The 23,151-nt window shown below is 70.4% G+C and carries 23 protein-coding genes and 3 pseudogenes; 12 read left to right on the top strand and 14 right to left on the bottom strand.

Translation table 11 applies throughout. From position 1 onward, the window contains the following. The first annotated feature begins 8 nt into the window (after positions 1-8). Positions 9-1,709 carry a sulfate permease gene (sulP, locus tag DRB96_RS01730; protein ID WP_112446447.1) on the top strand — a complete coding sequence of 567 codons (1,701 nt, stop codon included), beginning with the start codon at positions 9-11 and terminating at the stop codon, positions 1,707-1,709. A 7-nt stretch (positions 1,710-1,716) separates the two neighbouring features. Here the strand turns inward: sulP and DRB96_RS01735 are convergent, their stop codons facing one another. Further along, on the bottom strand, positions 1,717-1,968 hold the full coding sequence (locus DRB96_RS01735) for a hypothetical protein (protein ID WP_112446448.1): 252 nt from the start codon (positions 1,966-1,968) through the stop codon (positions 1,717-1,719). A gap of 344 nt (positions 1,969-2,312) precedes the next feature. Between DRB96_RS01735 and ppdK the strand changes: the two genes are divergently transcribed. The 3 genes from ppdK to DRB96_RS01750 all read left to right on the top strand — a co-directional run bounded on the left by ppdK (position 2,313) and on the right by DRB96_RS01750 (position 6,221). After that, a complete protein-coding gene (ppdK, locus tag DRB96_RS01740; protein WP_112446449.1) occupies positions 2,313-5,012 on the top strand; it encodes a pyruvate, phosphate dikinase in 2,700 nt (899 codons plus the stop codon). A gap of 84 nt (positions 5,013-5,096) precedes the next feature. Further along, positions 5,097-5,429 carry a BON domain-containing protein gene (locus tag DRB96_RS01745; RefSeq protein ID WP_112446450.1) on the top strand — a complete coding sequence of 111 codons (333 nt, stop codon included), beginning with the start codon at positions 5,097-5,099 and terminating at the stop codon, positions 5,427-5,429. Positions 5,430-5,522: 93 nt separating this feature from the next. After that, positions 5,523-6,221: a response regulator transcription factor gene (locus DRB96_RS01750; RefSeq protein WP_112446451.1), complete on the top strand. Its 699-nt coding sequence runs from the start codon at positions 5,523-5,525 to the stop codon at positions 6,219-6,221. Between the two features lie 16 nt (positions 6,222-6,237). Here the strand turns inward: DRB96_RS01750 and DRB96_RS01755 are convergent, their stop codons facing one another. Next, complete coding sequence (locus DRB96_RS01755) at positions 6,238-7,968, bottom strand: GAF domain-containing protein (protein WP_112446452.1); 1,731 nt, start codon at positions 7,966-7,968, stop codon at positions 6,238-6,240. Between the two features lie 194 nt (positions 7,969-8,162). On the opposite strand from DRB96_RS01755, the gene DRB96_RS01765 reads away from it, so the two are divergent. Beyond that, on the top strand, positions 8,163-8,996 hold the full coding sequence (locus DRB96_RS01765) for a universal stress protein (RefSeq protein WP_239515962.1): 834 nt from the start codon (positions 8,163-8,165) through the stop codon (positions 8,994-8,996). 24 nt (positions 8,997-9,020) lie between these two features. After that, positions 9,021-9,401 carry a hypothetical protein gene (locus DRB96_RS44155; protein WP_239515961.1) on the top strand — a complete coding sequence of 127 codons (381 nt, stop codon included), beginning with the start codon at positions 9,021-9,023 and terminating at the stop codon, positions 9,399-9,401. A 404-nt stretch (positions 9,402-9,805) separates the two neighbouring features. Here the strand turns inward: DRB96_RS44155 and DRB96_RS01775 are convergent, their stop codons facing one another. The 3 genes and pseudogenes from DRB96_RS01775 to DRB96_RS01785 all read right to left on the bottom strand — a co-directional run bounded on the left by DRB96_RS01775 (position 9,806) and on the right by DRB96_RS01785 (position 11,417). Beyond that, positions 9,806-10,090: a dsRBD fold-containing protein gene (locus tag DRB96_RS01775; RefSeq protein WP_112446454.1), complete on the bottom strand. Its 285-nt coding sequence runs from the start codon at positions 10,088-10,090 to the stop codon at positions 9,806-9,808. 342 nt (positions 10,091-10,432) lie between these two features. Then, the gene (locus DRB96_RS01780; protein WP_112446455.1) at positions 10,433-10,933 is read right to left on the bottom strand and encodes a flavodoxin domain-containing protein; all 501 of its coding nucleotides are present in this window, start codon (positions 10,931-10,933) and stop codon (positions 10,433-10,435) included. A gap of 43 nt (positions 10,934-10,976) precedes the next feature. After that, positions 10,977-11,417: pseudogene (locus tag DRB96_RS01785) on the bottom strand (putative PEP-binding protein). Positions 11,418-11,606: 189 nt separating this feature from the next. Between DRB96_RS01785 and DRB96_RS42605 the strand changes: the two are divergent. Beyond that, on the top strand, positions 11,607-11,849 hold the full coding sequence (locus DRB96_RS42605) for a hypothetical protein (RefSeq protein ID WP_204358127.1): 243 nt from the start codon (positions 11,607-11,609) through the stop codon (positions 11,847-11,849). A gap of 119 nt (positions 11,850-11,968) precedes the next feature. On the opposite strand, the gene DRB96_RS01790 is transcribed toward DRB96_RS42605, so the two are convergent. From DRB96_RS01790 to DRB96_RS01810, 5 genes and pseudogenes are all read right to left on the bottom strand, one after another. Further along, positions 11,969-12,418, bottom strand: coding sequence for a universal stress protein (locus DRB96_RS01790; RefSeq protein ID WP_204357613.1), 450 nt, complete (start codon positions 12,416-12,418; stop codon positions 11,969-11,971). An 85-nt stretch (positions 12,419-12,503) separates the two neighbouring features. Continuing rightward, positions 12,504-14,366: pseudogene (locus DRB96_RS01795) on the bottom strand (hypothetical protein). Beyond that, positions 14,363-14,986, bottom strand: coding sequence for an HAD-IA family hydrolase (locus DRB96_RS01800; RefSeq protein WP_239515960.1), 624 nt, complete (start codon positions 14,984-14,986; stop codon positions 14,363-14,365). Before DRB96_RS01800 ends, DRB96_RS01795 begins: the two are co-directional and overlap by 4 nt. Before the next feature lie 91 nt (positions 14,987-15,077). After that, complete coding sequence (locus DRB96_RS01805) at positions 15,078-15,764, bottom strand: pyridoxamine 5'-phosphate oxidase family protein (protein ID WP_239515959.1); 687 nt, start codon at positions 15,762-15,764, stop codon at positions 15,078-15,080. A gap of 5 nt (positions 15,765-15,769) precedes the next feature. After that, entirely contained in the window at positions 15,770-16,846 is a 1,077-nt protein-coding gene (locus DRB96_RS01810) for a zinc-dependent alcohol dehydrogenase family protein (RefSeq protein WP_112446457.1), read from the bottom strand. Between the two features lie 176 nt (positions 16,847-17,022). Between DRB96_RS01810 and DRB96_RS01815 the strand changes: the two genes are divergently transcribed. The 4 genes and pseudogenes from DRB96_RS01815 to DRB96_RS01830 all read left to right on the top strand — a co-directional run bounded on the left by DRB96_RS01815 (position 17,023) and on the right by DRB96_RS01830 (position 20,786). After that, on the top strand, positions 17,023-18,444 hold the full coding sequence (locus tag DRB96_RS01815; RefSeq protein ID WP_112446458.1) for an MBL fold metallo-hydrolase: 1,422 nt from the start codon (positions 17,023-17,025) through the stop codon (positions 18,442-18,444). A gap of 94 nt (positions 18,445-18,538) precedes the next feature. Continuing rightward, the gene (locus tag DRB96_RS01820) at positions 18,539-19,009 is read left to right on the top strand and encodes a cyclic nucleotide-binding domain-containing protein (protein ID WP_112446459.1); all 471 of its coding nucleotides are present in this window, start codon (positions 18,539-18,541) and stop codon (positions 19,007-19,009) included. A gap of 10 nt (positions 19,010-19,019) precedes the next feature. Continuing rightward, a pseudogene (locus DRB96_RS01825) lies at positions 19,020-19,682 on the top strand (CBS domain-containing protein). A 372-nt stretch (positions 19,683-20,054) separates the two neighbouring features. Then, a complete protein-coding gene (locus tag DRB96_RS01830; protein WP_112446460.1) occupies positions 20,055-20,786 on the top strand; it encodes a carbonic anhydrase in 732 nt (243 codons plus the stop codon). Between the two features lie 65 nt (positions 20,787-20,851). On the opposite strand, the gene DRB96_RS42610 is transcribed toward DRB96_RS01830, so the two are convergent. After that, positions 20,852-21,193, bottom strand: a complete 342-nt coding sequence (locus DRB96_RS42610) for a hypothetical protein (RefSeq protein WP_162688425.1) — start codon at positions 21,191-21,193, stop codon at positions 20,852-20,854. Positions 21,194-21,552: 359 nt separating this feature from the next. Here DRB96_RS42610 and DRB96_RS44160 point away from each other — a divergent pair, with 359 nt between their 5' ends. Further along, on the top strand, positions 21,553-21,708 hold the full coding sequence (locus DRB96_RS44160) for a DUF6126 family protein (protein WP_239516717.1): 156 nt from the start codon (positions 21,553-21,555) through the stop codon (positions 21,706-21,708). A gap of 76 nt (positions 21,709-21,784) precedes the next feature. Here DRB96_RS44160 and DRB96_RS01840 read toward each other — a convergent pair whose 3' ends face one another. The 3 genes from DRB96_RS01840 to DRB96_RS01850 form a co-directional block, all read right to left on the bottom strand. Next, entirely contained in the window at positions 21,785-22,120 is a 336-nt protein-coding gene (locus DRB96_RS01840) for a metalloregulator ArsR/SmtB family transcription factor (RefSeq protein ID WP_204357614.1), read from the bottom strand. Between the two features lie 174 nt (positions 22,121-22,294). Next, the gene (locus DRB96_RS01845; protein ID WP_112446462.1) at positions 22,295-22,720 is read right to left on the bottom strand and encodes an anti-sigma factor antagonist; all 426 of its coding nucleotides are present in this window, start codon (positions 22,718-22,720) and stop codon (positions 22,295-22,297) included. A 17-nt stretch (positions 22,721-22,737) separates the two neighbouring features. Further along, complete coding sequence (locus tag DRB96_RS01850) at positions 22,738-23,142, bottom strand: ATP-binding protein (RefSeq protein ID WP_112453145.1); 405 nt, start codon at positions 23,140-23,142, stop codon at positions 22,738-22,740. Between the last annotated feature and the right edge of the window lie 9 nt (positions 23,143-23,151).

Raw genomic sequence — 23,151 nt, forward strand, 5'->3', positions numbered from 1 at the left:
GGAGCGCGATGTCGACAAGCGGAAGGCCGTCCCAGGCACCCACGGGCCTCCGGGGGTACCACCGGTCCTGGCTCGGGCGGGACGCCTTGGCGGGTGTCACCGTCGCCGCGTACCTGGTGCCGCAGGTCATGGCGTACGCGGGTGTGGCCGGGCTGCCGCCGGTCGCCGGACTCTGGGCGGTCCTGCCGGCCATGGTCCTCTACGCCCTGATCGGTTCCTCGCGGCTGCTGTCGGTCGGACCCGAGTCGACCACGGCACTGATGACCGCCGTTGCCGTGGGACCGCTCGCCGCCGGCGATCCGGGCCGGTACGCGGTGCTCGCTGCGGCCCTCGCCGTGGTCGTCGGCCTGGTCTCGTTGGCCGCTTGGGCCGTGCGGCTCGGGTTCCTCGCCGGCCTGCTCTCACGGCCCGTGCTCGTCGGCTACCTCGCCGGCGTCGCACTGATCATGATCATTGATCAGCTGCCCCGGCTCACCGGAGTGCGCACGACCAGTTCGGGCTTCTTCCCGCAGCTGTACTCCTTCGTCCGGCACGTCCCGGACGTCGACTGGCCGACCGCCGGGGTGGCCGCTGCTGCTCTCGCGCTGCTCCTGGTGGCGCCGAAGTGCTGGCGCACGGTGCCGCGCCCCTTGTTGGCCCTGGTCCTCGCCACGGCAGCCGTGGCGGCATTCGGGCTGGACGACCGGTACGGGATTTCCGTGATCGGATCCGTGCCCTCCGGCCTGCCGGTGCCCTCGCTGCCACCGCTCGGCGACCTGCCCCGGCTGTTGGTCCCGGCGCTGGGTGTGCTGCTCGTCGGCTACTCGGACGTGATCCTGACCGCCCGAGCCTTCGCCGATCGCGGCGATCCGGTCCCGCTGGACCCCAACCGTGAACTCCTGGCCCTGGGAGCGGCGAACCTGGGGGCAGGTGTCCTGCACGGGTTCCCGGTCAGCAGCAGCGCGAGCCGCACCGCCCTGGCGCAGTCGTCGAAGGCGCGGAGCCAGGCGTACTCCCTGTTCGCCGCGGTCGCGGTACTGATGGTCCTGCTCTTCCTGGGCCCCCTCCTGGCCCACACGCCGAGCGCCGTCCTCGGCGCCATCGTCGTCTATGCCGCCGTCCGGCTGATCGAGGTGGCCGAATTCCGGCGCCTCGCCGCCTTCCGTCGCCGCGAACTCCTGCTGGCCCTGGGCTGTCTCCTGGGCGTCCTGGCGCTCGGCATCCTGTACGGCGTCCTCGTCGCGGTCGCCCTCTCCGTCGTCGAGCTGCTGGCCCGGGTGGCACGTCCGCACGACGCGGTGGAAGGCCTGGTGCCCGGGCTGGCGGGCATGCACGACGTGGACGACTACCCGACGGCGCGGACCGTTCCCGGGCTCGTGGTCTACCGGTACGACTCACCGCTGTTCTTCGCCAACGCGGAGGACTTCCGTCGGCGCGCCCTGGCGGCGGTCGACGAACAGAGCCGTCCGGTCCGCTGGTTCGTCCTCAACGCGGAGGCGAACGTCGAAGTGGACATCACCGCTCTGGACGCCGTCGAAGCACTGCGCCAGGAGCTCGTGCACCGCGGCATCGTCTTCGCCCTGGCCCGCGTCAAGCAGGAACTCCGCGAGGACCTGGACGCGTTCGGCCTGACGACCTCGGTCGGCGCGGAACGCATCTACCCGACCCTGCCCATGGCCCTGGGGGCCTACCGGGCCTGGAGTCACGAGGCGGGGCCCGCGCCGGAATGAACCGAAGCTACCGGTCTGCGTCCGCCTCGCCGTGCACGTAACGCAGTACCCTCCGAGCGCCGTCCCAGCTGCGGCAGACGACGAGGGTCACGTCGTTGCCGGCGATGCACCCCATGACCTCCAGATGCGGGGCCGAGTCGAGCCGTGTGGCCAGGTACCGGGCCCCACCCGCCGGCGTGTGGAGCACCAGGGTCAGACGGGCTTGCTCCGTCCTGGCCCTCTGTCCCTGGGGTTCTCCTGGGGTACATCCGGCGCTCAAGAAGCCCTTCCGGTCCCTTGCTGCTCCAGGGACGTGGCGACGGCGAGCGCCAGCATGCCGACGGCCAGCAAGCCCGCCATGTCATTCACCGACTTTCGTGTCATGCCCGGATCCGTATTTCCGTGCTCGCCCCGACCGTCCCGGCTACCAGGAGTGTCCGAGCAGGTACCCAACGTCCCTTCGGAGAGGCGAACGGCCCCTCGGCGGGATGTGCCCGCTTCGTCGGGGCGCGGAGCAGCGGGCCGACCGGCCCCATGAAGGGCCGTCCGGCCCCTCTCGGACGCGGAGCGGTACAGCCAGTGTGAGAACAGAGCACGGTACCGCCGAGGAGGCTGGTGGCAGTCATGGGTTCCTATGTGTACGACTTCGCCGAGGGCGGCCGGGACATGGCCGATCTACTCGGAGGCAAGGGCGCGAACCTCGCGGAGATGGCACGCATGGGCCTGCCCGTACCGCCTGGTTTCACCATCACGACCGAGGCCTGCCGCGCCTTCCTGGCTACCGGTGAGCTGCCCGCGGGCCTGGACCGCGAGGTCGTCGAGCACCTGGCGGCGCTCGAGCGGGCTGCCGGCAAACGGTTGGGACAGGTGGACGACCCGCTGCTCCTCTCGGTCAGGTCGGGGGCGAGGTTCTCCATGCCGGGCATGATGGAGACCATCCTGGACATCGGTCTGAACGACCTCTCGGTGCTCGGCCTGGCCAAGGTCCCCGACCGGGAGCGGTTCGCGTGGGATTCCTACCGCCGCCTCGTGCAGATGTTCGGGAGTACGGTCATGGGCGTCGACGGTTCGCTCTTCGAAGACGTGCTCCGCCGGGTCAAGGATCAGCACCGCGTCGTAGACGACTCCCAACTGGACGTCTGTGACCTCATGCGGATCGTCGAAATGTTCAAGGACCTCGTCCTCGAACGTACTGGGAGTGAGTTTCCGCAAGACCCGACCGAGCAGCTGCGGCAGGCGATCCTCGCCGTCTTCGCGTCGTGGAACGGTGACCGCGCACGCCTCTACCGTCGCCGCGAGCACATTCCGGACGGTCTCGGGACAGCGGTCAACATCCAGCGCATGGTCTTCGGGAACCTCGGCTCCGATTCCGGCAGTGGGGTCGCGTTCACGCGCGACCCGGCCACCGGGCGCCCCGGCCTGTACGGCGACTACCTTCCCAATGCCCAGGGCGAGGACGTCGTCTCCGGTGTCCGCGACGCCGTACCGCTGCAGGAGCTGGCCACGCTCGACCCGGTCTCGTTCGCCCGGCTGCGCGGCTACATGGGGCAGCTCGAAACGCACTACCGAGACCTGTGCGACATCGAGTTCACGATCGAGCACGGCGTCCTGTGGATGCTGCAGACCCGTGTCGGGAAGCGCACCGCGCAGGCGGCCTTCAGCATCGCCTCCCAACTGGCCGACGAGGGCCTCATCTCCACTGACGAAGCGCTTGCCCGCGTCGACGGCGACATGCTGGCGCGGCTGATGTTCCCCCGGTTCGACGCAGGCGTCGCGGCTCCCGTGCTCACACGCGGTATCCCGGCCTCGCCCGGCGCGGCCGTGGGCGTGGTCGTCTTCGACTCCTCGGAGGCGGTTCGGCGGGCCGCCGCCGGAGAGGAAGTCGTGCTCGTACGGCAGGAGACCACGCCCGACGACCTCCCGGGCATGGTCGCCGCCCAGGCGGTGCTCACGAGCCGGGGCGGCAAGACCAGCCACGCGGCGGTGGTGGCGCGCGGCATGGGCAAGGTCTGCGTCTGCGGGGCCGACGCACTGTCCATCGACCCGGGGGCACGCCGCTTCTCCGTCGGCGACGTCGTCGTCTCCGAGGGCGAGACCATCTCCGTGGACGGCTTCGAAGGCCTCGTCCGCCTCGGCGCGGTACCGCTGGTCGACTCCGCGGTCATGCGCTACTTCGAGGCGGGCTCACCCGCGCCGGACGCCACCGCGCAGGAGGGCGTACCCGAGGTGCACCGCCTCATGGAGCACGCCGATGCCACCCGACGCCTGGAGATACGGGCGAACGCCGACACACCGCAGGACGCGGCTCGAGCCCGCCGATTCGGCGCACAAGGCATAGGGCTGTGCCGTACGGAGCACATGTTCCTCGGGGACCGCCGTCCACTGGTGGAGGCCATGATCCTCGCGCCCACGGACACCGATCGCGAGGCCGCACTGGCCGCACTCCTGCCGTTGCAGCGCGACGACTTCACCGGAATCCTCGCCGCCATGGACGGCCTGCCCGTGACCATCCGGCTGCTCGACCCGCCTCTGCACGAGTTCCTGCCCGACCGGACGGACCTGGCCGTACGCCTTGCCCGGGACGAAGCACTGGGCCGGACACGGACTCCCCACGACACCGAACTGTTGGCGGCAGTCACCCGCATGCACGAGGAGAACCCGATGCTCGGCCTGCGGGGCGTCCGGCTGGGTCTCGTGAAACGGGGCCTGGTAGGCATGCAGGCGCGTGCCATCGCAGAGGCCGTCGTCGCCCGCAAGCGGGCGGGAGGCGATCCGCGTGCCGAGATCATGGTCCCGCTCGTCGGCGCGGTCGAGGAGCTTCAACTCGTCCGGCAAGAAGTGGAGGAGGTGCTGTCCACGGTCGCGCGCGAGACGGGAGTCCCGGTGACCTGCCCGATCGGAACCATGATCGAGCTGCCCAGAGCAGCCCTGACGGCCGGCCGTATCGCGAGCCAGGCGGAGTTCTTCTCCTTCGGAACGAACGACCTGACGCAGACCACATGGGGCTTCTCCCGCGACGACGTCGAGGCGGAGTTCTTCTCCGCCTATCTCGACAAAGGAATCTTCGAGACCTCCCCGTTCGAGACGATCGACCGGGAAGGAGTCGGACGCCTGGTGGAGATCGCGGTCCGTGAGGGGCGTGCGGCTCGACCTGACCTCAAGATCGGCGTCTGCGGCGAGCACGGCGGAGACCCGAATTCCGTGCACTTCTTCCACGAGGCCGGACTCGACTACGTCTCCTGCTCGCCGTTCCGCGTCCCGGTCGCCCGTCTGGAGGCCGGCCGCGCGTCCCTGCCGACACGGTGTGCGGACGCGACGAAATGACACGCTCACCGACCCAGCCGGGGCCTCGCCCTCAAGGTGACAGGGGCGGGCTCGTTGCTTACTCCGCGGAACGAGGAGCACGTCATGTCCGCGCGAGCGCGAGCGGCCCGGGCCCTCACCTCCAGCACCACCTCCGTCGTGAACGCGCTAGGCATGCTGGAAGGCGTGGTCAGCCGCAGCGACCTCCTCAAGATGTTCCTGCGGCCCGACGAGGAGCTCGAGGAGGAGATTCGCCAGACCGCGCTCACCGAACTGGCACCCGGCGTGACCTTGGACTTCGCCGTACAGGACGGCGTCGTCACCCTGCGCGGCCCGCTGCGGGACCGGGCCCTGGTCCCCCTGCTCGCACGGGCGATCCGCACGGTCGAGGGCGTCGTGGACGTCCGGATGGAGCTGGAGGGCACTATCGCTGTCTAGCTTCGCTTCTCGTCGGCCGCAGGGTGTGTTGCGCGTCTTCCTGAGACAATTCGGGTGAAAATGTGCAGCACATGGACCGAGCCAGGGGCGATCATGTCCGACGATCCGAACGCCTCCGCAGAGGCGCCGATCAAGGTGTTCCTCCTCGATGACCACGAGGTGGTCCGGCGCGGGCTGCACGACCTTCTGGACGCAGAGCCGGACATCACGGTCGTGGGTGAAGCCGGCACCGCCGAGCAGGCGCTCGCCCGCGGGCCGGCGCTCCGTCCGGACGTCGCCGTACTCGACGTGCGGCTGCCCGACAGCGACGGCATCACCGTCTGCCGCGAGCTGCGCTCGCGCATGCCGGGGCTGGCCTGTCTGATGCTGACCTCGTTCGACGACGAGGACGCCTTGCTGGACGCGATCATGGCGGGGGCCGCCGGGTACGTGCTGAAGCAGATCAAGGGCGCTGACCTGGTCTCGGCCGTACGCACGGTCGCCACCGGCCAGTCCATGCTGGACCCTGCGACCACCGCCCGTCTGATGCGCTCCCTGCGCGACCCGGAAGCGGCGAGGGCGCCGGAGGACGCCCGCCTGGCGGCTCTGTCCGAACGGGAGCGGGCCGTCTTGGAGCTCATCGGCGAGGGCCTCACCAACCGGCAGATCGCCAAGCAGCTCTACCTGTCCGAGAAGACGGTCAAGAACCACATCTCGCGGTTGCTGGGCAAGCTCGGAGTGGAGCGGCGGGTCCAGGCGGCCGTGATCGCCGCCCAGGTCCACGAGCACGACGCCGGGACGGCGAAGCCGTAGGTACGTCTGACGACGGTCACCGCGCCGGCGGGACCAGAGGTACCTGCCACTGGAGGCGCGTACCCCGCTCCCCGTCGCCCAGCGCCGCAATCTCCATCCGGCCGCTGAGCCTTTCGGCACGCTCCGCCAGGTTCCTCAGTCCGCTGCGCCGACCGCCAACGGGCAAGCCCACCCCGTTGTCAGTGACCGTGATCGTCAGGTTCCCCTCGGCCGCAGCGATCGAGACCTCCACGCGCGTGGCCCCGGCATGGCGCGCGACGTTGGTGAGAGCCTCCCCCACCACGGCGAGGACCTCGTCCGCGACGGCGGACGGTACGTCGGTGTCGATCAGACCTTCCATCCGCAGGGCCGGGGCGAAGCCGAGGGCCGCAGCCGCCTCGTCCAGGGCCTTGACGGCGCGGGAGCGCAGCTTGGACGCCTCACCGGGGGCTTCGTGCTCGCGGAGTCCGAAGATGGTCGATCGGATGATCTTGATGGTCGCGTCGAGGTCGTCCACGGCGCGCGCGAGGCGTTCGGACGCCTGAGGGTGGTCGACGAAGCGCTGGGCGCTCTGGAGGGTCATGCCGGTGGCGAAGAGGCGTTGGATGGCCAGGTCGTGCAGGTCACGGGCGATGCGGTCGTGGTCCTCCAGCAGGCTCATCTGCTCGGCGTCGTGGCGCCGGTCGGCAAGCTCCAGGGCGAGGGCGGCCTGGCTCGCAAACCCCGGAAGTGCGGCGACTTCCGCGGTGGCGAACACGGGGCGACCGTGCCGCCGGGCCAGCATCAGGACGCCGCTCAAGCTTTCCTTGGTGCCGACGGTGACGGCGACCGCCGGGCCGAAGCCCGTCCACCGTTCGGGGTGCACGGTGACGCGCTCGTCGGTCGCCACGTCGGGGACCGTGATGAGGCCGTTGCGGGCCAGTGCGGCCTCGGCGAGCGTGCCCTGGGTACTGGGCAGGACGATCCCCCGGTGCGCCTCTGCTCCTTCCCCTAGGGCGAGGGAGCCTCGCAGTTCACCGGCGGATCCGAGCAGGTAGAAGACGCCCATGTCGGCGCGGGTGATGTCCTTGGCCCGCTCCAGCATGCCCTCGAGGACTTCGTTCTCGGGCGCTCCGGAGAGCAGGGCGCTGGTGATGTCGGCGCTGGCCTCCAGCCAGCGCTCGCGCAGCCGGACCTCCTCGAAGAGCCGGGCGTTCTCGATGGCGATGCCGGCCGCGACGGCGAGGGTGGACAGGACCGCTTCGTCCTCGGCGTCGAAGTCGGCTCCGCCGCGCTTCTCGGTCAGATAGAGGTTGCCGAAGACCTCCTCGCGGACCCGGATCGGGACACCGAGGAAGGAGTGCATCGGCGGGTGGTGGTCGGGGAACCCGTACGAGGCCGGGTGCTCGGACAGCTCCGACAGCCGCAGTGGTTCGGGGTGGCGGATCAGCTCGCCGAGGATGCCGTGGCCGGAGGGCAGGTCTCCGATCTGTGCGCGGAGGGCGTCACTGATGCCGACGGGAAGGAACTCGGCCAGTTTCTTGTCGTTCCCGATGACTCCGAGGGCCCCGTATTCGGCGTCCACGAGCACTACGGCGGCCTCGACGATGCCTTGCAGGACCTGCGGGAGGTCGAGTTCCCGGCCCACGGACATGACGGCTTCGAGCAGACCGTTCAGCCGGTCCCGCGTGCCCCTGACCTCGTCGATCCGCACCTGGAGCTCGTCCAGCAGTTCGTCGAGCCGCAGTCGAGGAACACCGCTCCGAGTGGGCTGTTCCCCTGTGCTCATGCCCGCCTCCGGCAGGAAGGGATGGCGAGACGGCCATCACTTCCACGGTATCTCCGGTCGGGGCGCCCGGCCTTTCCACTCAACGGGAGGCCACTGCCCCGTCCGACTTCTCCCCGTGTCGCGGCGTACCGGTTTCGTCGTGCAGTTGGCGGACGTGGGCGTCCGGGCCGGGGAAGAACACGGTGGTACGGCCGGTGTCGGACCAGCGCGTCGCGCTGTACCCGGGCGTGCGTGGCCGAGAGAGCGGAGAGCGCGGCGACCGCGCGGTCCGCCCGGACCTCCTGGGTGACACCCACGGTCGTGTTGAAGACGACCACCAGGCCGATGACGACGGCCTTTCGCTCACGCGGGACCGGCTGCTGCGTGAACACAGCACGCTCGACATCAGCACCCACGGCACTGAGGGACTCGCGCCCTCCAAGGTCCTCGCCGCGTCTGCGGCAGAGGCGGACCTGCTCGTCCTCGGCTCTCGAGCACTCGGCGCTGTCGCCGGATTCATCGTGGGCTCGACCGCCTCGGCGACCCTTCCCGAGACCGACACACCCGTCGTACTCGTGCGCTCCGTCGACGGCCGAGACCAACCGCCCGGGCACACGGACGATGCCGGACCGGTGGTGCTCGGAGTGGACCTGCGCAGCAACTGCGACCGGCTCCTCGCCTTCGCCTGCGAGGAAGCGGACCGGCGGGCCTGCCCTCTCGTCGTCGTACACGGCTGGTCGCTCCCGCCGGTCTTCTCCTACGCTCCCGCCCTCGATCCCGGCGTCGAGAAGGAAATGGCCGACGGACTCGAGACCACGCTGCGCGAGCTGCTGAACCCCTGGACGCAGATGTACCCGCAACTCGCCGTCGACGCACGCGTCGTCATCGGCCGGCCCGCCATCCAGATCCTGGACGCGGCGTCCGGCGCTGCACTCGTCGTGGTCGGCCGGCGTATCCGTCGCCCGGCACTCGGTGCCCGCATCGGCCCCATCGCCCACGCGGTGATGCACCACGCCACCTCACCGGTCGCCGTCGTGGCGCACGACTGAGGCCGCACAGACAGGAACAGCCCCGTGACCGCAACATACTTCGACCCCGATACCGTCATACGGCTCGTCGGCGACGCCGTCACCGCCCCGTCCATGCACAACGCCCAGCCGTGGAAGTTCGTGTTCCCTATAGGCGGCGGTGCCCTCGCTCTGTACGGCGATCCGGAACGCGCCATGACCCGAACCGACCCGAATCACCGTGGCCTCCACCTCGGTTGCGCCGCGGCACTGTTCAACCTGCGTGTGTCCGCGGCCTGGATCGGTCTCCCGGTTCGCGTGCAGCTCCTGCCCGACGACGCCGAACCATGGCCGCTCGCCACGGTGACCATCGACGAATCGACGGGCACGGACCGCGAGCTGGCCTCCTTGCACGACGCCCTCCGGCGTCGGCACACCAACCGGTAAGCCCCAGCCGATCGCACAGCTCGCCGCGCCGGGGCACGGGTGCTCCCTGGAGCGCGGACAGCAGATCGAGCGTTTCCGCTCCGGAGAGTTCCGGGTAAAGGCGCAGTTCACCCGGCAGGTACCCCAGATGCGGAGCCACCCTGCTGTGATCGGCTACCGGGTCCAGCCCGAGCACCCGAACGCGCCCCTCGGTCGGCCGGAGCAGCCCGGTCAGGCACCGCAGCGTGGTCGTCTTTCCCGCACCGTTCGGCCCGAGGAAGCCGAACACCTCACCCGGTCGCACTGTGAGGCTCAGGCTGTCGACTCCCATCACCGGCCCGTACCTCTTGGTCAGTCCGGTCAGCTCGATGGCCGACCCGTCACCCATGGGTCCAGTCTGATCCTGCTGCTGGAGACCTGCCTGCTCACCCAAGGTCGTAGGCCGAGAGGGGGGCGTGCCGCGGTGCGGTCCCCGCTGCTGCCATGTCGGTGTAGGCAGTGCGCTTGAGCTGCATCGCCAGGTTCTCGAGCGCCCGGGCGGCCGCGAGTTCGTCGCCGATCTCGGGCACGTCGTTGTCCGTGGGGTTGCAGCGCGCGGTGCCGTGGCCCGTGAGGCGGGTGGTTCCGGTGTCGAGTTCGACGCGGACCTTGGTCGCGTGATCTTCCTCGAAGAGGTAGAGGTGGGTCTTCCATTCGGTCGTGTGCGACATGGTGTGCCTCCGATCGGATCAGGAGTAGCGGTGGTGCCGGCGTCGGGCCCAGCGTCGGATCTCGTCGCTTCCCCAGACCAGCGGTGGGGGCCGGGATGAGGAGGACGACATCCAAAGGCGGCGGTTCTCGCGGTGAGCGGCGGCGCGGTTGCCGTCCGTCCAAGCCGCCGCTCTGAGGGCGACCCCGACGATGACGGCCGGCACGCAGGTCAGCGGGAAGGCGGGTGCAGACGGGTCCGGGTGCGGTCGGCATCACGCCTGAGCGGGTTGCCCACCGTCCCTTTCGCCCGGTGGTGCATGGCACGCCTCCGTGCTGGTGCGTACCGGAGCAGGGCCGTCCCTTCAGGCGGCCACGAGCTCGGCGCTGATGTGGTGGGCCCACTTCTGGATGCGCTCGGGGTTGCGGAAGTCTCCGCCCTTGCCCTGGCGGTTCAGCGCCTTGGCAAGGAAGCCCGGGGTGCGGGCCGTAAGGCTGCCGCCGAAGGTCATGTGCTCGCGCGCTCCGATCAGCTGCATCTCCCGGGCGACGGCGGAGACCGGGGGGATGTCGTGATCATCGGCCGAGCGGTCGAGCGGGCCGCTGCTGAACATCCACACGGGGCGGTGCCGCAAGGAGTCGGCATTGCGTTCTGCGCAGTGCTTGGCCTTGCTGCTCCAGTGGCCGGCGTAGAGGGATCCTCCGAGGACGACGGCGTCGTAGGCGCGGACGTCGTGGACATCGTCGGCGGGAAGTACGACGGCGTCGAAACCGTCCTCCCGGAGGGTCGTGCCGATCTGTTCGGCGATGCCGGCGGTGGCTCCGTGCTTGGTGCCGTAGGCGACCAGGACTCGCTTGGTGCTCATGGCGGGTGCTCCTTGGTTCCGTGGTGAGGGGCTGATGCCACTGTCACGCGGCCGCGGGCTGGTCCGCTTGGGCCGGACGGATCCCTACGGGGGCCATTCGGTCCTCCCCGAAGCGGCCCTCCTCGACGGCGACGTGCTGCTTGAGGGCGGCGAAGCTGTCCGGGGCGACGGAGATCGAGTCGATTCCGACGCGGACGAGGAAGGCGGCGTAGGCCGGGTCGTCGCTGGGCCTCTGTCCGCACAGGCCCACTGGACGGCCCAGGGCCTGGACCCTCGGCAGGAGGATCCGGATGAGGTTGGTGACGGCCGGGTCGTTTTCGTCGAAGACGTGGGCGAGGGCCTAGGTGTCGCGGTCGACGCCGGGGGTGAGCTGGGTGAGGTCGTTGCTGCCGATGGAGAAGCCGTCGAAGCGCTGGGCGAAGTCCTGGGCGAGAAGGATGGTGGCCCTCCCGGTAGCCGTCGCTGTAATAGCGGCTGGCACCACGCCAACCGATCATCGGGCTGGCCTCCACCGGTTCGAAGGGGCGGCCGCCGAGGAGCTTGGCGTACTCGTTGGTCTTGAAGTCGCTGGTGCGGATGACGACCCGGTCGGGCCAGCGGGAAGCGGCGATCCGGGCGATGCCGTACGCGAGGCGGTCGTGGCGAAGCCGGGCGGTACACGCAGGTGCCGCTGGTGTCTGTCGGCCCCACCGTGCGGGCGGTGACCGCCGGCGCGAAGCCGCCCACGGCGCAGGACGCGGTCCGGCTCGCATCCGATCTGGTTGCCGCGGGCTTCGCCACGCTCGCAGCAGCGGCCGAGGGATGCGACGTGCTGCTGGCAAACGGGATGACGGCGGCTGCCGCCGACGCAGCCACCGTCACCGCAAAACTGCTCCTCAGCTCAGCCCATCCGGAATGGCCTACGACCACCGTGTAGACCTGCGCGGCCTCGATCAAGTGCCCGCGCGCACGATGGTGCTCGGCTCCCGGGACGGCCCGGCTGCCCGCGGAGACGAAGGAGTGGCTGGGCCGAACGCCAGGCGTGTCAAGCTGGGGCTATGGGACGGACACGTCCGCCCGGACGATGGTGATCGGACACGGCGCGTGGACCGCCGCCTGCTGACTCACCGAACCGAGCAGGGCCCGGCGGAAGCCGCCGCGACCACGGCTGCCCACGACCAGCAGGTCCGCCCCCTCTGCCGCATCGACCAGGACATCGACCGGATTGCCGCGCACCAGGCGCTGGTGCACACGGGAGGCACCGTCCTCACCGAGGACCGTGCGGACCTCCTCGACCAGACGCCGCTCGGCCTCCTCCTCGTCGAACGTGGCGTCGACCGCCGGAGCCGACCACGACGCGGCACCGGGCAGGTCCCACGCCGCGACCGCCTCCACTCGCCCGCTCACCAGCGCTGCGTACCGGACCGCCCAGCGCAGCGCGGCCTGGGACGAGGACGATCCGTCGACGCCCACCACGATCCGCGGAGCCTCATGCTGCCTGTCCATTCGGTTCACCCTTCCAAACGGCTGATACATCCACAGTGTGCGCATCACGAACGCACCGCCACGCGGAACCGCGGTGGCTACCGTGTCAGCCCTTGGGGAGCCGGAACCACCGATCCTGGCCTGCGCCAATGCGTTCGTGCCGGTCGCCGGGCAGGACCAGGGGCACCGGGCCCAGCGGTGACGGGGGGACGCTGATGCCGAGCCGGCCGGGCCGGAACCGGATCCGGATGTCCCGGTGCCCCAGGTAGGAGACCGAGAACGAGGAACCGGGCACTTCGGAGAGGGGCACCGGGTCGATGTGCAGGCCGTCGCCGTGGGGCTCGAGTCCGACGATGCCGCGCTCGACGAGGTCGAGGGTGCCGCCCATGGCACCGAGGTGGATCCCTTCGCCGGTGGTGCCGCCCTGGACGTCGGTGACGTCACTGAGCAGGGCTTCCTGGCAGTAGTGCCAAGCGTCCGGGCCCTGCTCCCGGGCGAGGACCCAGCCGTGGACGAGGCTGCTCAGCGTGGAGCCGTGGCAGGTGCGGCGCAGGTAGTAGTCCACCGTCCGGCCCCAGAGGCCGTCGTCGAGGCGGTATCCGAGCCGAAGGAAGAGTTGTTCGAGTTCTGTGGGGCGGAAGAGGTAGCCGAGCATGAGGGTGTCGGCCTGCTTGGACGCCTGGTACCGGTTGGGTGTGTCCCCCTCGGCTTCCAGGATGCGGTCCAGGCGGCGGATGTCGTGGTAGCGGGCGCGGTAGCCGTCCCAGTCGAGCTCGGCGAGGTCCCCGTAGCCGTGGAACTGGCTGATCACGTCGCGATGGAACGGCACGTACAGGCGGCGGGACACGTTCTCCCAGACGGTGAGCTCGTCGCGGCCGATGCCGAGATGCGTGAGGAGCTCCGCGCGCCGGGCCGCCGGTAGTTCCCCGTACAGGTCGAGGGCGCGGGCCAGTACCCACGCGGTGGTGACGTTGGTGTAGGCGTTGTCGTCGATGCCGGGAGCGGCGGCATCCGGGTAGGCATCGTGATACTCGTCCGGTCCGACGACGCCACGGATCCGGTAGCGGCCGAGGCCGGCGTCCCACGTCGCCGCGTCAGCCCAGAAGTGGGCCATGTGTAGGAGGAGTTCGGCGCCCGAGCCGTGCATGAATCCGGCATCGCCGGTGGCCTGCCCGTACCGCCACACGTTCCAGGCGATGGCCGACCCCACGTGGCGCTGGAGGTGGGAGAGCGGTCTCAGGATGAGTGTCTGTGTGGCGGTGGCGGCGGTGCATAGCCGGTCTACCGGTGCCACAGGTCGTGCTGATGTCCGGACTGCGAGCCCGATCCGTACCCGGGAGGTGGCGGTAGTGCAGGAGAGCCAGGCGGTGCCCTCCGCCTCCACCCCGGACCGGTGCTCGACGAGGTGCCGCCCGGCCAGGGCGCGGTAGCGGTCGACTCCCGCGTTGACGACGTCGCCGTCGAGTACGGACTCGATCTCGATCCTGCCGCTCCAGCCGTACGCTCTGAACACCGTGTTCTGCGCGGCCAGGTTCGGGTCGCCCATGTGGACGAGGCGCGTGTGGGTGACGCCCAGGCGACGGCCTTCGGCGTCGTGGAAGAGCATGCGGCGGGTGAGCGTTCCGGCGCGCAGGTCCAGCGACACGTGGCTGTGGCGCAGGGGCGGGTGGTCGGGCGTGAGCCAGTCGCCGGGAGGTGCGCCCTCGGGCAGGCAGCGGTACCGCAGGGCGGTCCAGTCCGGCAGCCGGACCATGTCCTCGTTGGAGACCGTACGTCCGCCGACGGTGGAGGTGAGCCGGTCGTAGCAGCCGGCCAGGTAGGTGCCCGGGTAGTGGATGTCACCGGCGACGCTTTAGGGCGCTGAACCGCGCGTGGCGAAGCGGCCGTTGCCCAGGGTGCACAGGGACTCGACCAGCCGCTCGGTCTTGGGGTCGTAGCGTTGGTACTCCCGGCTCCAGGCCGTGGTCACGGGCAGCCGCCTTCGAGTGCGGCGGGCAGTCCGCCGAGGTCGGGGAGGACGAGCTGGGCGCCGTGTGCGCGCAGGGCGTCCCTCATGTGCGGGTCGCCCTCGCGGTTGAGTCCCACCACCAGGCTGAACCGGCCTCGGTGTCCCGCTTCGACGCCGGCGAGTGCGTCCTCCACCACGGCGGTGTGAGCGGGGGGCGCGCCGAGACGGCCGGCGGCTTCGAGGAAGAGGGCAGGGTCGGGCTCGCCCGGAAGATCAAGTGCGGCAGCGTCCCGGCCGTCCACTAGGGCGTCGAAGTAGCCGATGAGCCCTGCGGACTCCAAGAGGGAGCGGGCGTGCCGGGAAGCCGAGACGGCCGCGCACCGGATCGTCTTCTCCCTCAGTTCCTGGAGCACGGGCCGCACGTCCTCGAAGGCGCGGACACCCTCAGTGCGCAGCATAGCGGAGAAGACCGCCTCCTTGCGGGCGGCGACCGCGTGGACGGTGGCGCACCCGGGCGGGTCCTCGGGCGTTCCGGGCGGGAGGTCGATGTGGCGGGCAGCGAGGAAGGCGCGTACGCCGTCGAGACGGGCCCTGCCGTCTACCAGGTCCCGGTCCTCGCGGACGGCGTCGAACGGGCGCAACCGTGCTCCGGCCTGCGATGGCTGCCACTCGGGGAGGCAGCCGTGGCGAGGAGCACTCCGGCGGTGTCGAAGACGACCGTGCGCAGTTCGTTCATGAGTCGTGCACCACGCGACGGCCGGTGATGCGGGCGGGGGTGAGCTTCATCCAGTGGCTGCGCGGTCCGCCGGCCCAGGGCTGGGAGCGGGCCGTGGTGCTGAGGTGGTGAATCTCGTCCGGGTCTGTGACCGCTGCCAGTTCGCCCACGGCCAGCACGCTCCAACCAGTGGCGGTCACGTCGTCGATGTTGTCGATCTCGAAGGCGACCTCGGTTCCGGCAGCTCTGGCGGTGACGGCTTCGGCGGAGGTGCGGAAGGCGATGTCGGGTCCTGCGACGAGGTAGTTGACGGGGAGGACGGCCGGGCCTTCGGGGGTGAAGATGGCGATGCGGCCCACGCCGTGCGTGTTCAGCAGCCGTCGGCATTCGGTCTCGTCCAGTGGCACGAGCGTACTGTCGCGCCGGGCGGTGGATCGGCCGGCAACGCGGTGGGCGTTGACGCCGGTCAGGTCGTCGACGGTGAGGCCGAGGGCGTCGGCCACCCGGACGAGGGTGCCGATGGCAGGACTGGCGGCGTGCTCCTCAAGGTAGGCGATGTACGTGCCGTCGGCGCCGCACCGCCGGCCCAGTTCGTCGCGGCTCAGACCGAGGGCTTCGCGGCGGGCCGCCAGGCGGCGGCCCAGGTCGGTGCGTCCGGTCGTCTCGCCGGACTGCTGGGGGTGCATGCGCGGTGTGCTCTTCACGGCATTCACTGCTCCTGGGGCGGTACGGCTACCGCGTCGTGCTGCGGTCCGCCGAGCACGACCTTGAGGGCGCCGGTGTCTCCGGCGCGGGAGAAGACGTCGTACGCCTCTTCCATTTGGTCCAGCTCGAAGCGGTGGGTGACCATCGCGTCCCCGGGCAGTCGGCCTGCGGCCATCATGCGCAGCAGCATGGGCGTGGAGTGGGTGTCGACGAGACCGGTGGTGATGGTCACGTCCTTGATCCACAAGTCCTCGAGGTGGAGGACGGCGGGCTTGCCATGCACGCCGATGTTGGCGACCCGGCCGCCCGGGCGGACCATGCGGGTGCACATCTCGAAGGCCTCGGGCACGCCGACGGCCTCGATGACCACGTCCGCCCCGAGCCCGTCGGTCAGGTCCTCCACCAGCCGCTCGGGCTCCTCGTCCGCGCTCGCGGTGGCATCCGCGCCAAGGTCGCGCGCGGCAGCGAGCCGGGACGCGGCGAGGTCGACGGCGATGATCCGCCCGGGGCTGTAGAGCTGCGCCGTGGCGATGGCGGCCAGGCCGATGGGGCCGGCACCGACCACGACGACCGTGTCGCCCGGGCGCACGTTGCCGTTGAGCACGCCGACCTCGTAGGAGGTCGGGAAGATGTCGGCGAGCAGTACGGCGTCGTGGCCGGCCAGGGCGCTGGGCAGCGGGTACACGGAGAGGTCGGCGAAGGGGACGCGTACGTATTCGGCCTGAGTGCCGTCGATGGTGTGGCCCAGGACCCAGCCTCCTCCTCCGCGGCACTGACCGTAGCGCCCTTCACGGCAGAAGCGGCAGCGGCCGCACGCGGAGATGCAGGAGATCAGGACGCGGTCACCGGGGCGGACGCTGCGGACGTCGCCGCCGGTCTCGACGACGGTCCCGACGGCCTCGTGTCCGAGGATCCGGCCGGGCGTCACTTCGGGGACGTCGCCCTTGATGATGTGCAGGTCGGTGCCGCAGATGGTGACGGCGTCGACCCGGACGATCGCGTCGGCGGCGTCCTTGATCGAGGGGTCCGGGACGTCCTGCCAGGAGGTCTGTCCGGGCCCGTGGAAGACGAGTGCCTTCATGGCGCGGCCTTCTCTCTGTGTGCTGTGCGGGAGGGGTCACCGTCAGGCTGTGCCTGAGTCCCCCCGTCGCGCTTGGGCCGGTCGGCCCCGACCCGGGGCCGGTAGGTCCCCAGCGGACAGGGCGTTCCGGTGCAACGGTGGAGACCGGCATCCGTTCCGAAAGGAGGGCTGCTGCCATGTCCCAGTCAGCCCCGTCTCCAGCTTCCACCCGCTCGGCCCTGCTGAGGTTCCTCGGCGGAGTGCGGACGGTCACCGGCAGCAAGTTCTTGGTCGAGAGCGACCACGCCCGGATCCTCGTCGACTGCGGACTCTTCCAGGGTGTCGCGGACCTGCGCCGTCGCAACTGGGACAAGCTGCCCTGCGACGCCTCGGACATCCACGCTGTCGTGGTGACCCACGCCCACCTGGACCACTGCGGCTACCTGCCGCGCCTGGTCCGGCACGGCTTCCGCGGCCCGATCCTGACCAGCGCCCACACCACTCGGCTCGCCGAGATCGTGCTCCGCGACAGCGCCCGCCTCCAGATGGAAGCCGCCGAGCACGCCAACCAGCACGGCTGGTCCAAGCACCGCCCCGCCAAGCCGCTCTACGACGACGATGACGTCGACCAGACGATCAAGTACTTCGACCCGGTACCGGTGGGCAGTGAGATCGAGATCATGGCCGGCACGAAGCTGATGCTGCACCACGGAGGTCACATCCTCGGCTCCGCCTGGACGCACCTGACCCTGGAAGACGGCCACACCCTCGCCGTCAGCGGCGACCTCGGCCGCCCCGGCCACCCGCTCCTCCTGCCGCCCGAGCCGTTCTCCGGCGCCGATGTCCTGCTGATGGAGTCGACGTACGGCAACCGCCGCCACGACCACGAGAGCGCGCGACGCGAATTCGCCTCGGTGATCACGCGGACGCTGTCCCGTGGCGGGACCGTGGTCATCCCGGCCTTCGCGATCGACCGCACCGAGGTCGTCCTGCACGAGCTGGCCACCCTGCGCAGTGACGGCACCCTGCCCCGCCACGTACCCGTCTACGTCGACAGCCCCATGGCCCTGGCGGCACTGGACGTCTACCGCGACGCCGTCCGGGCCCACTCGCCCGAGCTGCGTCCCGAGATCCTCGCCCAGGGCGAGGCGGCGATCAGCCCGGAGCCCTTCCTGGCCGCCCGGACCGTCCAGGAGTCGACCGACATCAACAACACCAGCGGCCCGGCGATCATCGTCTCGTCCGCCGGCATGGCCACCGGCGGCCGCGTCCTGCACCACCTCCACCGGATCCTGCCCGACCCCCGCAACGCCGTGGTCATCGTCGGCTTCGCAGCCGCCGGCACCCGCTCCCGCGACCTCGTGGACGGCGCCCGCACGCTCAAGATGTTCGGCGAGTACGTCCCCGTACGCGCGGAGGTGGCCGACGTACCGCACTTCTCCGCGCACGCGGACGCCGACCAGATCATCGACTGGCTGCGCGCCGCCCCCGCCCCGCATGCCACCTACCTCGTCCACGGCGAGGAGACCGCCTCCGAAACCCTGCGGGACCGCATCGAACACGAGCTGGGCTGGACGGCCGTCGTACCCAAGTCCGGGGAGGCCGTCCTGGTCCGCTGACCGGGCCGGACGGTCCCCACGGTGTGCACCGCGCGGCCCTCCCAGCCACGGTGCCCCACCGAGCAGGGTGAATGCCAAGGGTTGGAGGCACTCCATGAGCACCATGCACACCATCCTCGAAGCGATGGCACCGGAAGCCCGCGAAGCCCTGCTCGCCCGCTCCCGCCAGGTGACCTTCCCGGCCGGCACCCGCATCTTCAACGAACGCCGACGGGCCGAGAAATTCTGGATCATCCAGTGCGGCACCGTGGACCTCGACACCCACGTCCCCGGTCACATGAACGTGGTCATCGACACCCTCGGCTACGGCGAGCTCCTCGGCTGGTCCTGGATGTTCCCTCCCTACAGCTGGCACCTCGGCGCCACCGCCTCCCACGCGGTGCGCGCCCTGGAGTTCGATGCCGCAGCCGTACGCCAGCTGTGCAACGAGGACTCGGCCGTCGGCCGCTCCGTCTTCGTCGCCGTGGGCGCGGTCATCGCCGACCGGCTCGACTCCGCCCGCACCCGGCTCCTCGACCTGTTCGCCCCTCACGGAAGCGGCACCCCGCTCGCCCACGCACGCTGAGGACCCCGCCATGACCTCCACCCCGTACACCGTCGCCGACGTCATGACCACCAAGGTCATCGCCGTCACCCCCTCGACCGGCTTCAAGGACATCGTCACCGCGATGGAGCGGTGGAAGGTGACCGCCCTACCCGTCATCGAGGGCGAGGGTCACGTAGTCGGCGTGGTCTCCGAGGCCGACCTCCTGCCCAAGGAGGAGTTCCACGAGCACCGCCCGGGCCTGATCGAGCAGATGCGCCGCCTCGGCGACACCGCCAAGGCCGGCTCCACCCGCGCCGAGAACATGATGACCACCCCGGCCGTCACGATCCGCCCCGACGCCACTCTCTCTCGGGCCGCCCACCTCATGGCCGACCGCCACATCAAGCGCCTCCCGGTCGTCGACGCCGACGGCACCCTCCAGGGCATCGTCAGCCGCGCCGACCTCCTCAAGGTCTTCCTCCGCACCGACTAGGAACTCGCCACCGAGATCCGCCGCACCGTAGTCGACCGCCTCTTCCCCCTCTCCCACGAAGCCGTCAAGGTCACCGTGACCCAAGGGATCGCCACCCTGACCGGACGGGTCCGCGACGGCGACCTGATCCCCCTGGCCGAACGCCTCGCCCACTCCGTCGAGGGCATCGTCGACGTCCACTGCCAACTCAAGCACCAGGCTGGCGCCACCAGTTCCTGAACCTCCACAGGACGGGGTACCGCAACTGGCAGAACGCAGTCGCTGCGATTCCGTGGGGGCTGCTGGAAGGCGCCATCCAAACTGAGGGGCTCCGTGCCGCTGGAGGCGCTGGCGCTGGCCGGGGTGGTGATCGCCGTGGTGGGCGCACTGCTACCCACTGGGTGGGGCGCAGGAGGGGGCGGCAGCCTTGGAGTCCGTGCCACTGGGCGACGTCCGCTCTGTTCGTCCGGTGATTCGTTTCGCCTTTCAGGTCTGCTTCGTGCAGCCTGCTCTGCCGACCGGTAGTCCGCTTGTCCAAGATTTGCCCAAGGTCGGGCCAAGCTGCGATGGCACGAGCCCAGCCGCTCCTGGGCGCGTCTAGCTTGGTCCGGCATGACTGTCGATGCTGAGCTTCATGGGTTGGTGGGGCGGCGGCGGTTCGTTCGGGCCGCGCTGACGGGAGCGGTGGCCGTGGGCGCCGGACTGGTCTCCGGTTCGCCGGCGACGTCGACCGTCACCACCAGGTTGAACGGCCCGCGGTCCGCCACCCCTGAGTCCGCGCTGGGGGAACTCGCCGCAGGCAACCGGCGCTGGCGGACGTTCCATGAGCGACATCCCGACCGGACGCGGGCCGTGCGGCAGGCGCTGGCCGCGGGGCAGCATCCCTTCGCCGTGATCCTGGGCTGCGTCGATTCCCGCGTGCCTCCGGAACTGGTCTTCGATCAGGGCCTGGGCGACCTGCTGACCGTGCGCTCGGCCGGCGAGGTCCTGGACGAAGCGGTCCTCGGGAGCATCGCGTACGGGGTGTTGGAGTTGGCCATCCCGCTGGTCGTGGTCCTGGGGCACCAGTCGTGCGGGGCCGTCACTGCTGCTGTCCAGGCGGCCGAGAGTGGGGAACGGCTGCCCGGGCACATGCAGTACCTGGCTGATCAGGTCCGTCCCGCTATCGACCGCACGCTGACGGGGGCCGCCCGTGTCGATGCGGCGATCACTGAGAACGTGCGGCTGGTTCGGTCTCGTCTGGCCGTCGAGCCCGCCCTGTCTCCGAGGATCGCGGGGAAGGGGCTGGCGGTGGTCGGAGCCCGGTACGAACTCACCAGCCAGCGGGTGCACCGCATCCACTGACCTCCGCCCGCGACGCGGTTTGCGTCGCACTCGCAGCCGCTAGACTTGCAGAGTTATGCAATTTACTAGTTTCCAATTGGTTGGACGGGGGTTGCGGTGTGGCTGGGTTCGCGGAAGCGGCGCTGGAGCGGGTCCGGGTGGCGCGGGCTCGTCTCGCGGCTGCGCGGGAGGCTGATGATGCCTTCGAAGAGGCGCAGGCCTCGGACGAGCTGGAGGACGCGCTGCGTGTGGCCCACGATCACGGCGTGGCCACGGGCGACGAGGGCAGCCGGTGAGCCCGGCGGCGGCGCCGAGTCGGCCGGTCGCACGGTGATGGTCCGCCGTTCGAGCGGGCAGGCGCCGACGCGCAGGCATGCGTGGACGGTGCCGCTGGTGCCGGGCTCGGTGCGGTCCGCACGCGAGCGCACCGAGCGGTCGCTCGTGCTGTTCGGCCTGGAGAGCAGCAGGGGTTGCGCATCGTGGCCGAACTGGCCCGTACGTACGGCGGCGACGTCCGCGTGGAGCCCGCGGGCGAGCACGGCAAGGCCATCGTGGTCCGCTTCATCCTGCCGGAAGGAACCCCGTGATCAGCAGTCACAGACCAGACGCCCAGCTGTATCGGATCACCTATCCCGGCAACGTCGGCGATGCCGATGCCCGTACCGTCGAGGCGGGTGAGGTCGCGGGCATCGTCGAGGAGGCCGGGCAGTACGGCAGGCAGGTCCTCGTGCGCCCGTACGCGCACCCGCAGGATGCCCTGGACACCGGGGAACGGAGAGGACTCGTGATCGACGGCAAACCCGAGGAGAGCGCGGCGGCGAAGCACGAGAGGTGGCTGGCGAAGGGTGTCGCCCTGCGTGCCTTCTTCTATATCGCCGGCACGCACCTGTTCGCCGGGTTCGTGTGGCTGCTGTTCTTCCTGGGCCAGCACGCACAGAAGTAGGAAGCGGCCGTCTCCCGGTGTCAGAAGCGCGATGAACCCCGCGCTACGGGAGACGGCCGCCGTTCATGGCCCCGTGCTATCGGGGGCTGTTGGCGCGAAGGTCGGCGAGCAGTTCGGCCTGACCTTGAAGGACACCGGAGAGGATGCTGCGAGCAACTCGCAGCAGCTCTACGACCTCGTCGCTGGTGAGCCGGTAGTACACGTTCGCGCCTTCGCGGCGGGTGATCACCAGGTTGGCCTTGCGTAGGACCGCGAGCTGTTGGGACAGGCTCGCGGCTTCGACGCCGACCTCGGGCAGCAGCTCGGCGACCGCGTGCTCACGCACACTGAGCAGCTCCAGAACGCGGATGCGGACCGGGTGGCCCAGTGTTTTGAAGAACTCCGCCTTGAGCTGGTACAGCGGTGCGCTCACTTGGGTACCCCTGCCTCGACTGCCCATCGCATCCACCCAGAACCGTTTCGCCGTAGGGGGCGTCCTTTCGCCCCTACACACCTTGTGACCTCCACAATTGCAGATCAGCGCAACTCCTGGCGCAGGGCGGCCTGTCTTTGTGACGTTCGCCCCCCCCGCGGAGGGCTTTCGTCGTCAGCCCTTCGTGACGAACGCGGTCCCCGTGGAGCAGGCCCCCTCGGCCGGCCACTGGTCGCTGCTCCATTGGCGCTGCTCGTCGCCCACCGCGTGGTGGGCGGCCAGCGCGGAGGGCAGGTCGCAGTGGACGGGGATCGGCGGGCAGGAGCCGTCGGGGACGAGGGAGCCGTCCGCGGGGATCGAGGCGAGTTCCAGGGGCCGCCCCTCCTCGGCGAGCCGGCGGGCCGCCTGGGCGACGGCGAGTTGTCCGCCCACCGACCAGCCGAGCAGTCCGCTCAGGTCGAGGACGACCGGTCCGGTGCCGCGGGCCAGGACCCACCCGATCGCGCCGGTGAAGCGCGCGATCGCATCCGAGCCGAGGTGTCCGGCCAGGGACAGGACCCCCAGGCCGGGGTGGGTGGTGTAGCGCCACTCGATCGTCATCGTCATTTCCTCAGGTCTCACAGGGGAAGGGTGATCCAGATGCTCTTGCCGCGCCCGTCCGCATCCGGCCGGAGCACTGCGGTCCCGCCAAGCTCCATCGTCATCTCGACGACGGTGGCCAGCCCGCTGCCCGGAGCCGTGGCCAGCGCCCCGAAGAGGGCCGGCTGATACGGGTGACGGTCGTGGACGGCGAACGCGAACGCACCCGCCCCGTGTGCGAAGGTCACGGTGATCGTCGGCGACAGTACGGCGGCGTGGCGGACGCTGTTGGTGACCAGCTCGGCCAGGATCAGCAGCCCCGGCCCGACGCTCGGATGCCGCAGGCCCGCACCGCACTCGACCAGCACCAGTTCGGCCGTCTCCCGGGCGATACGTACGGCCGAGCCCGTGGCGGGCACGTTCAGCACGTGCCGGTAGGGCATCGTCCGGAC

Source organism: Streptomyces sp. ICC1, assembly GCF_003287935.1.
GTDB classification, from domain to species: Bacteria; Actinomycetota; Actinomycetes; order Streptomycetales; family Streptomycetaceae; genus Streptomyces; species Streptomyces tritrimontium.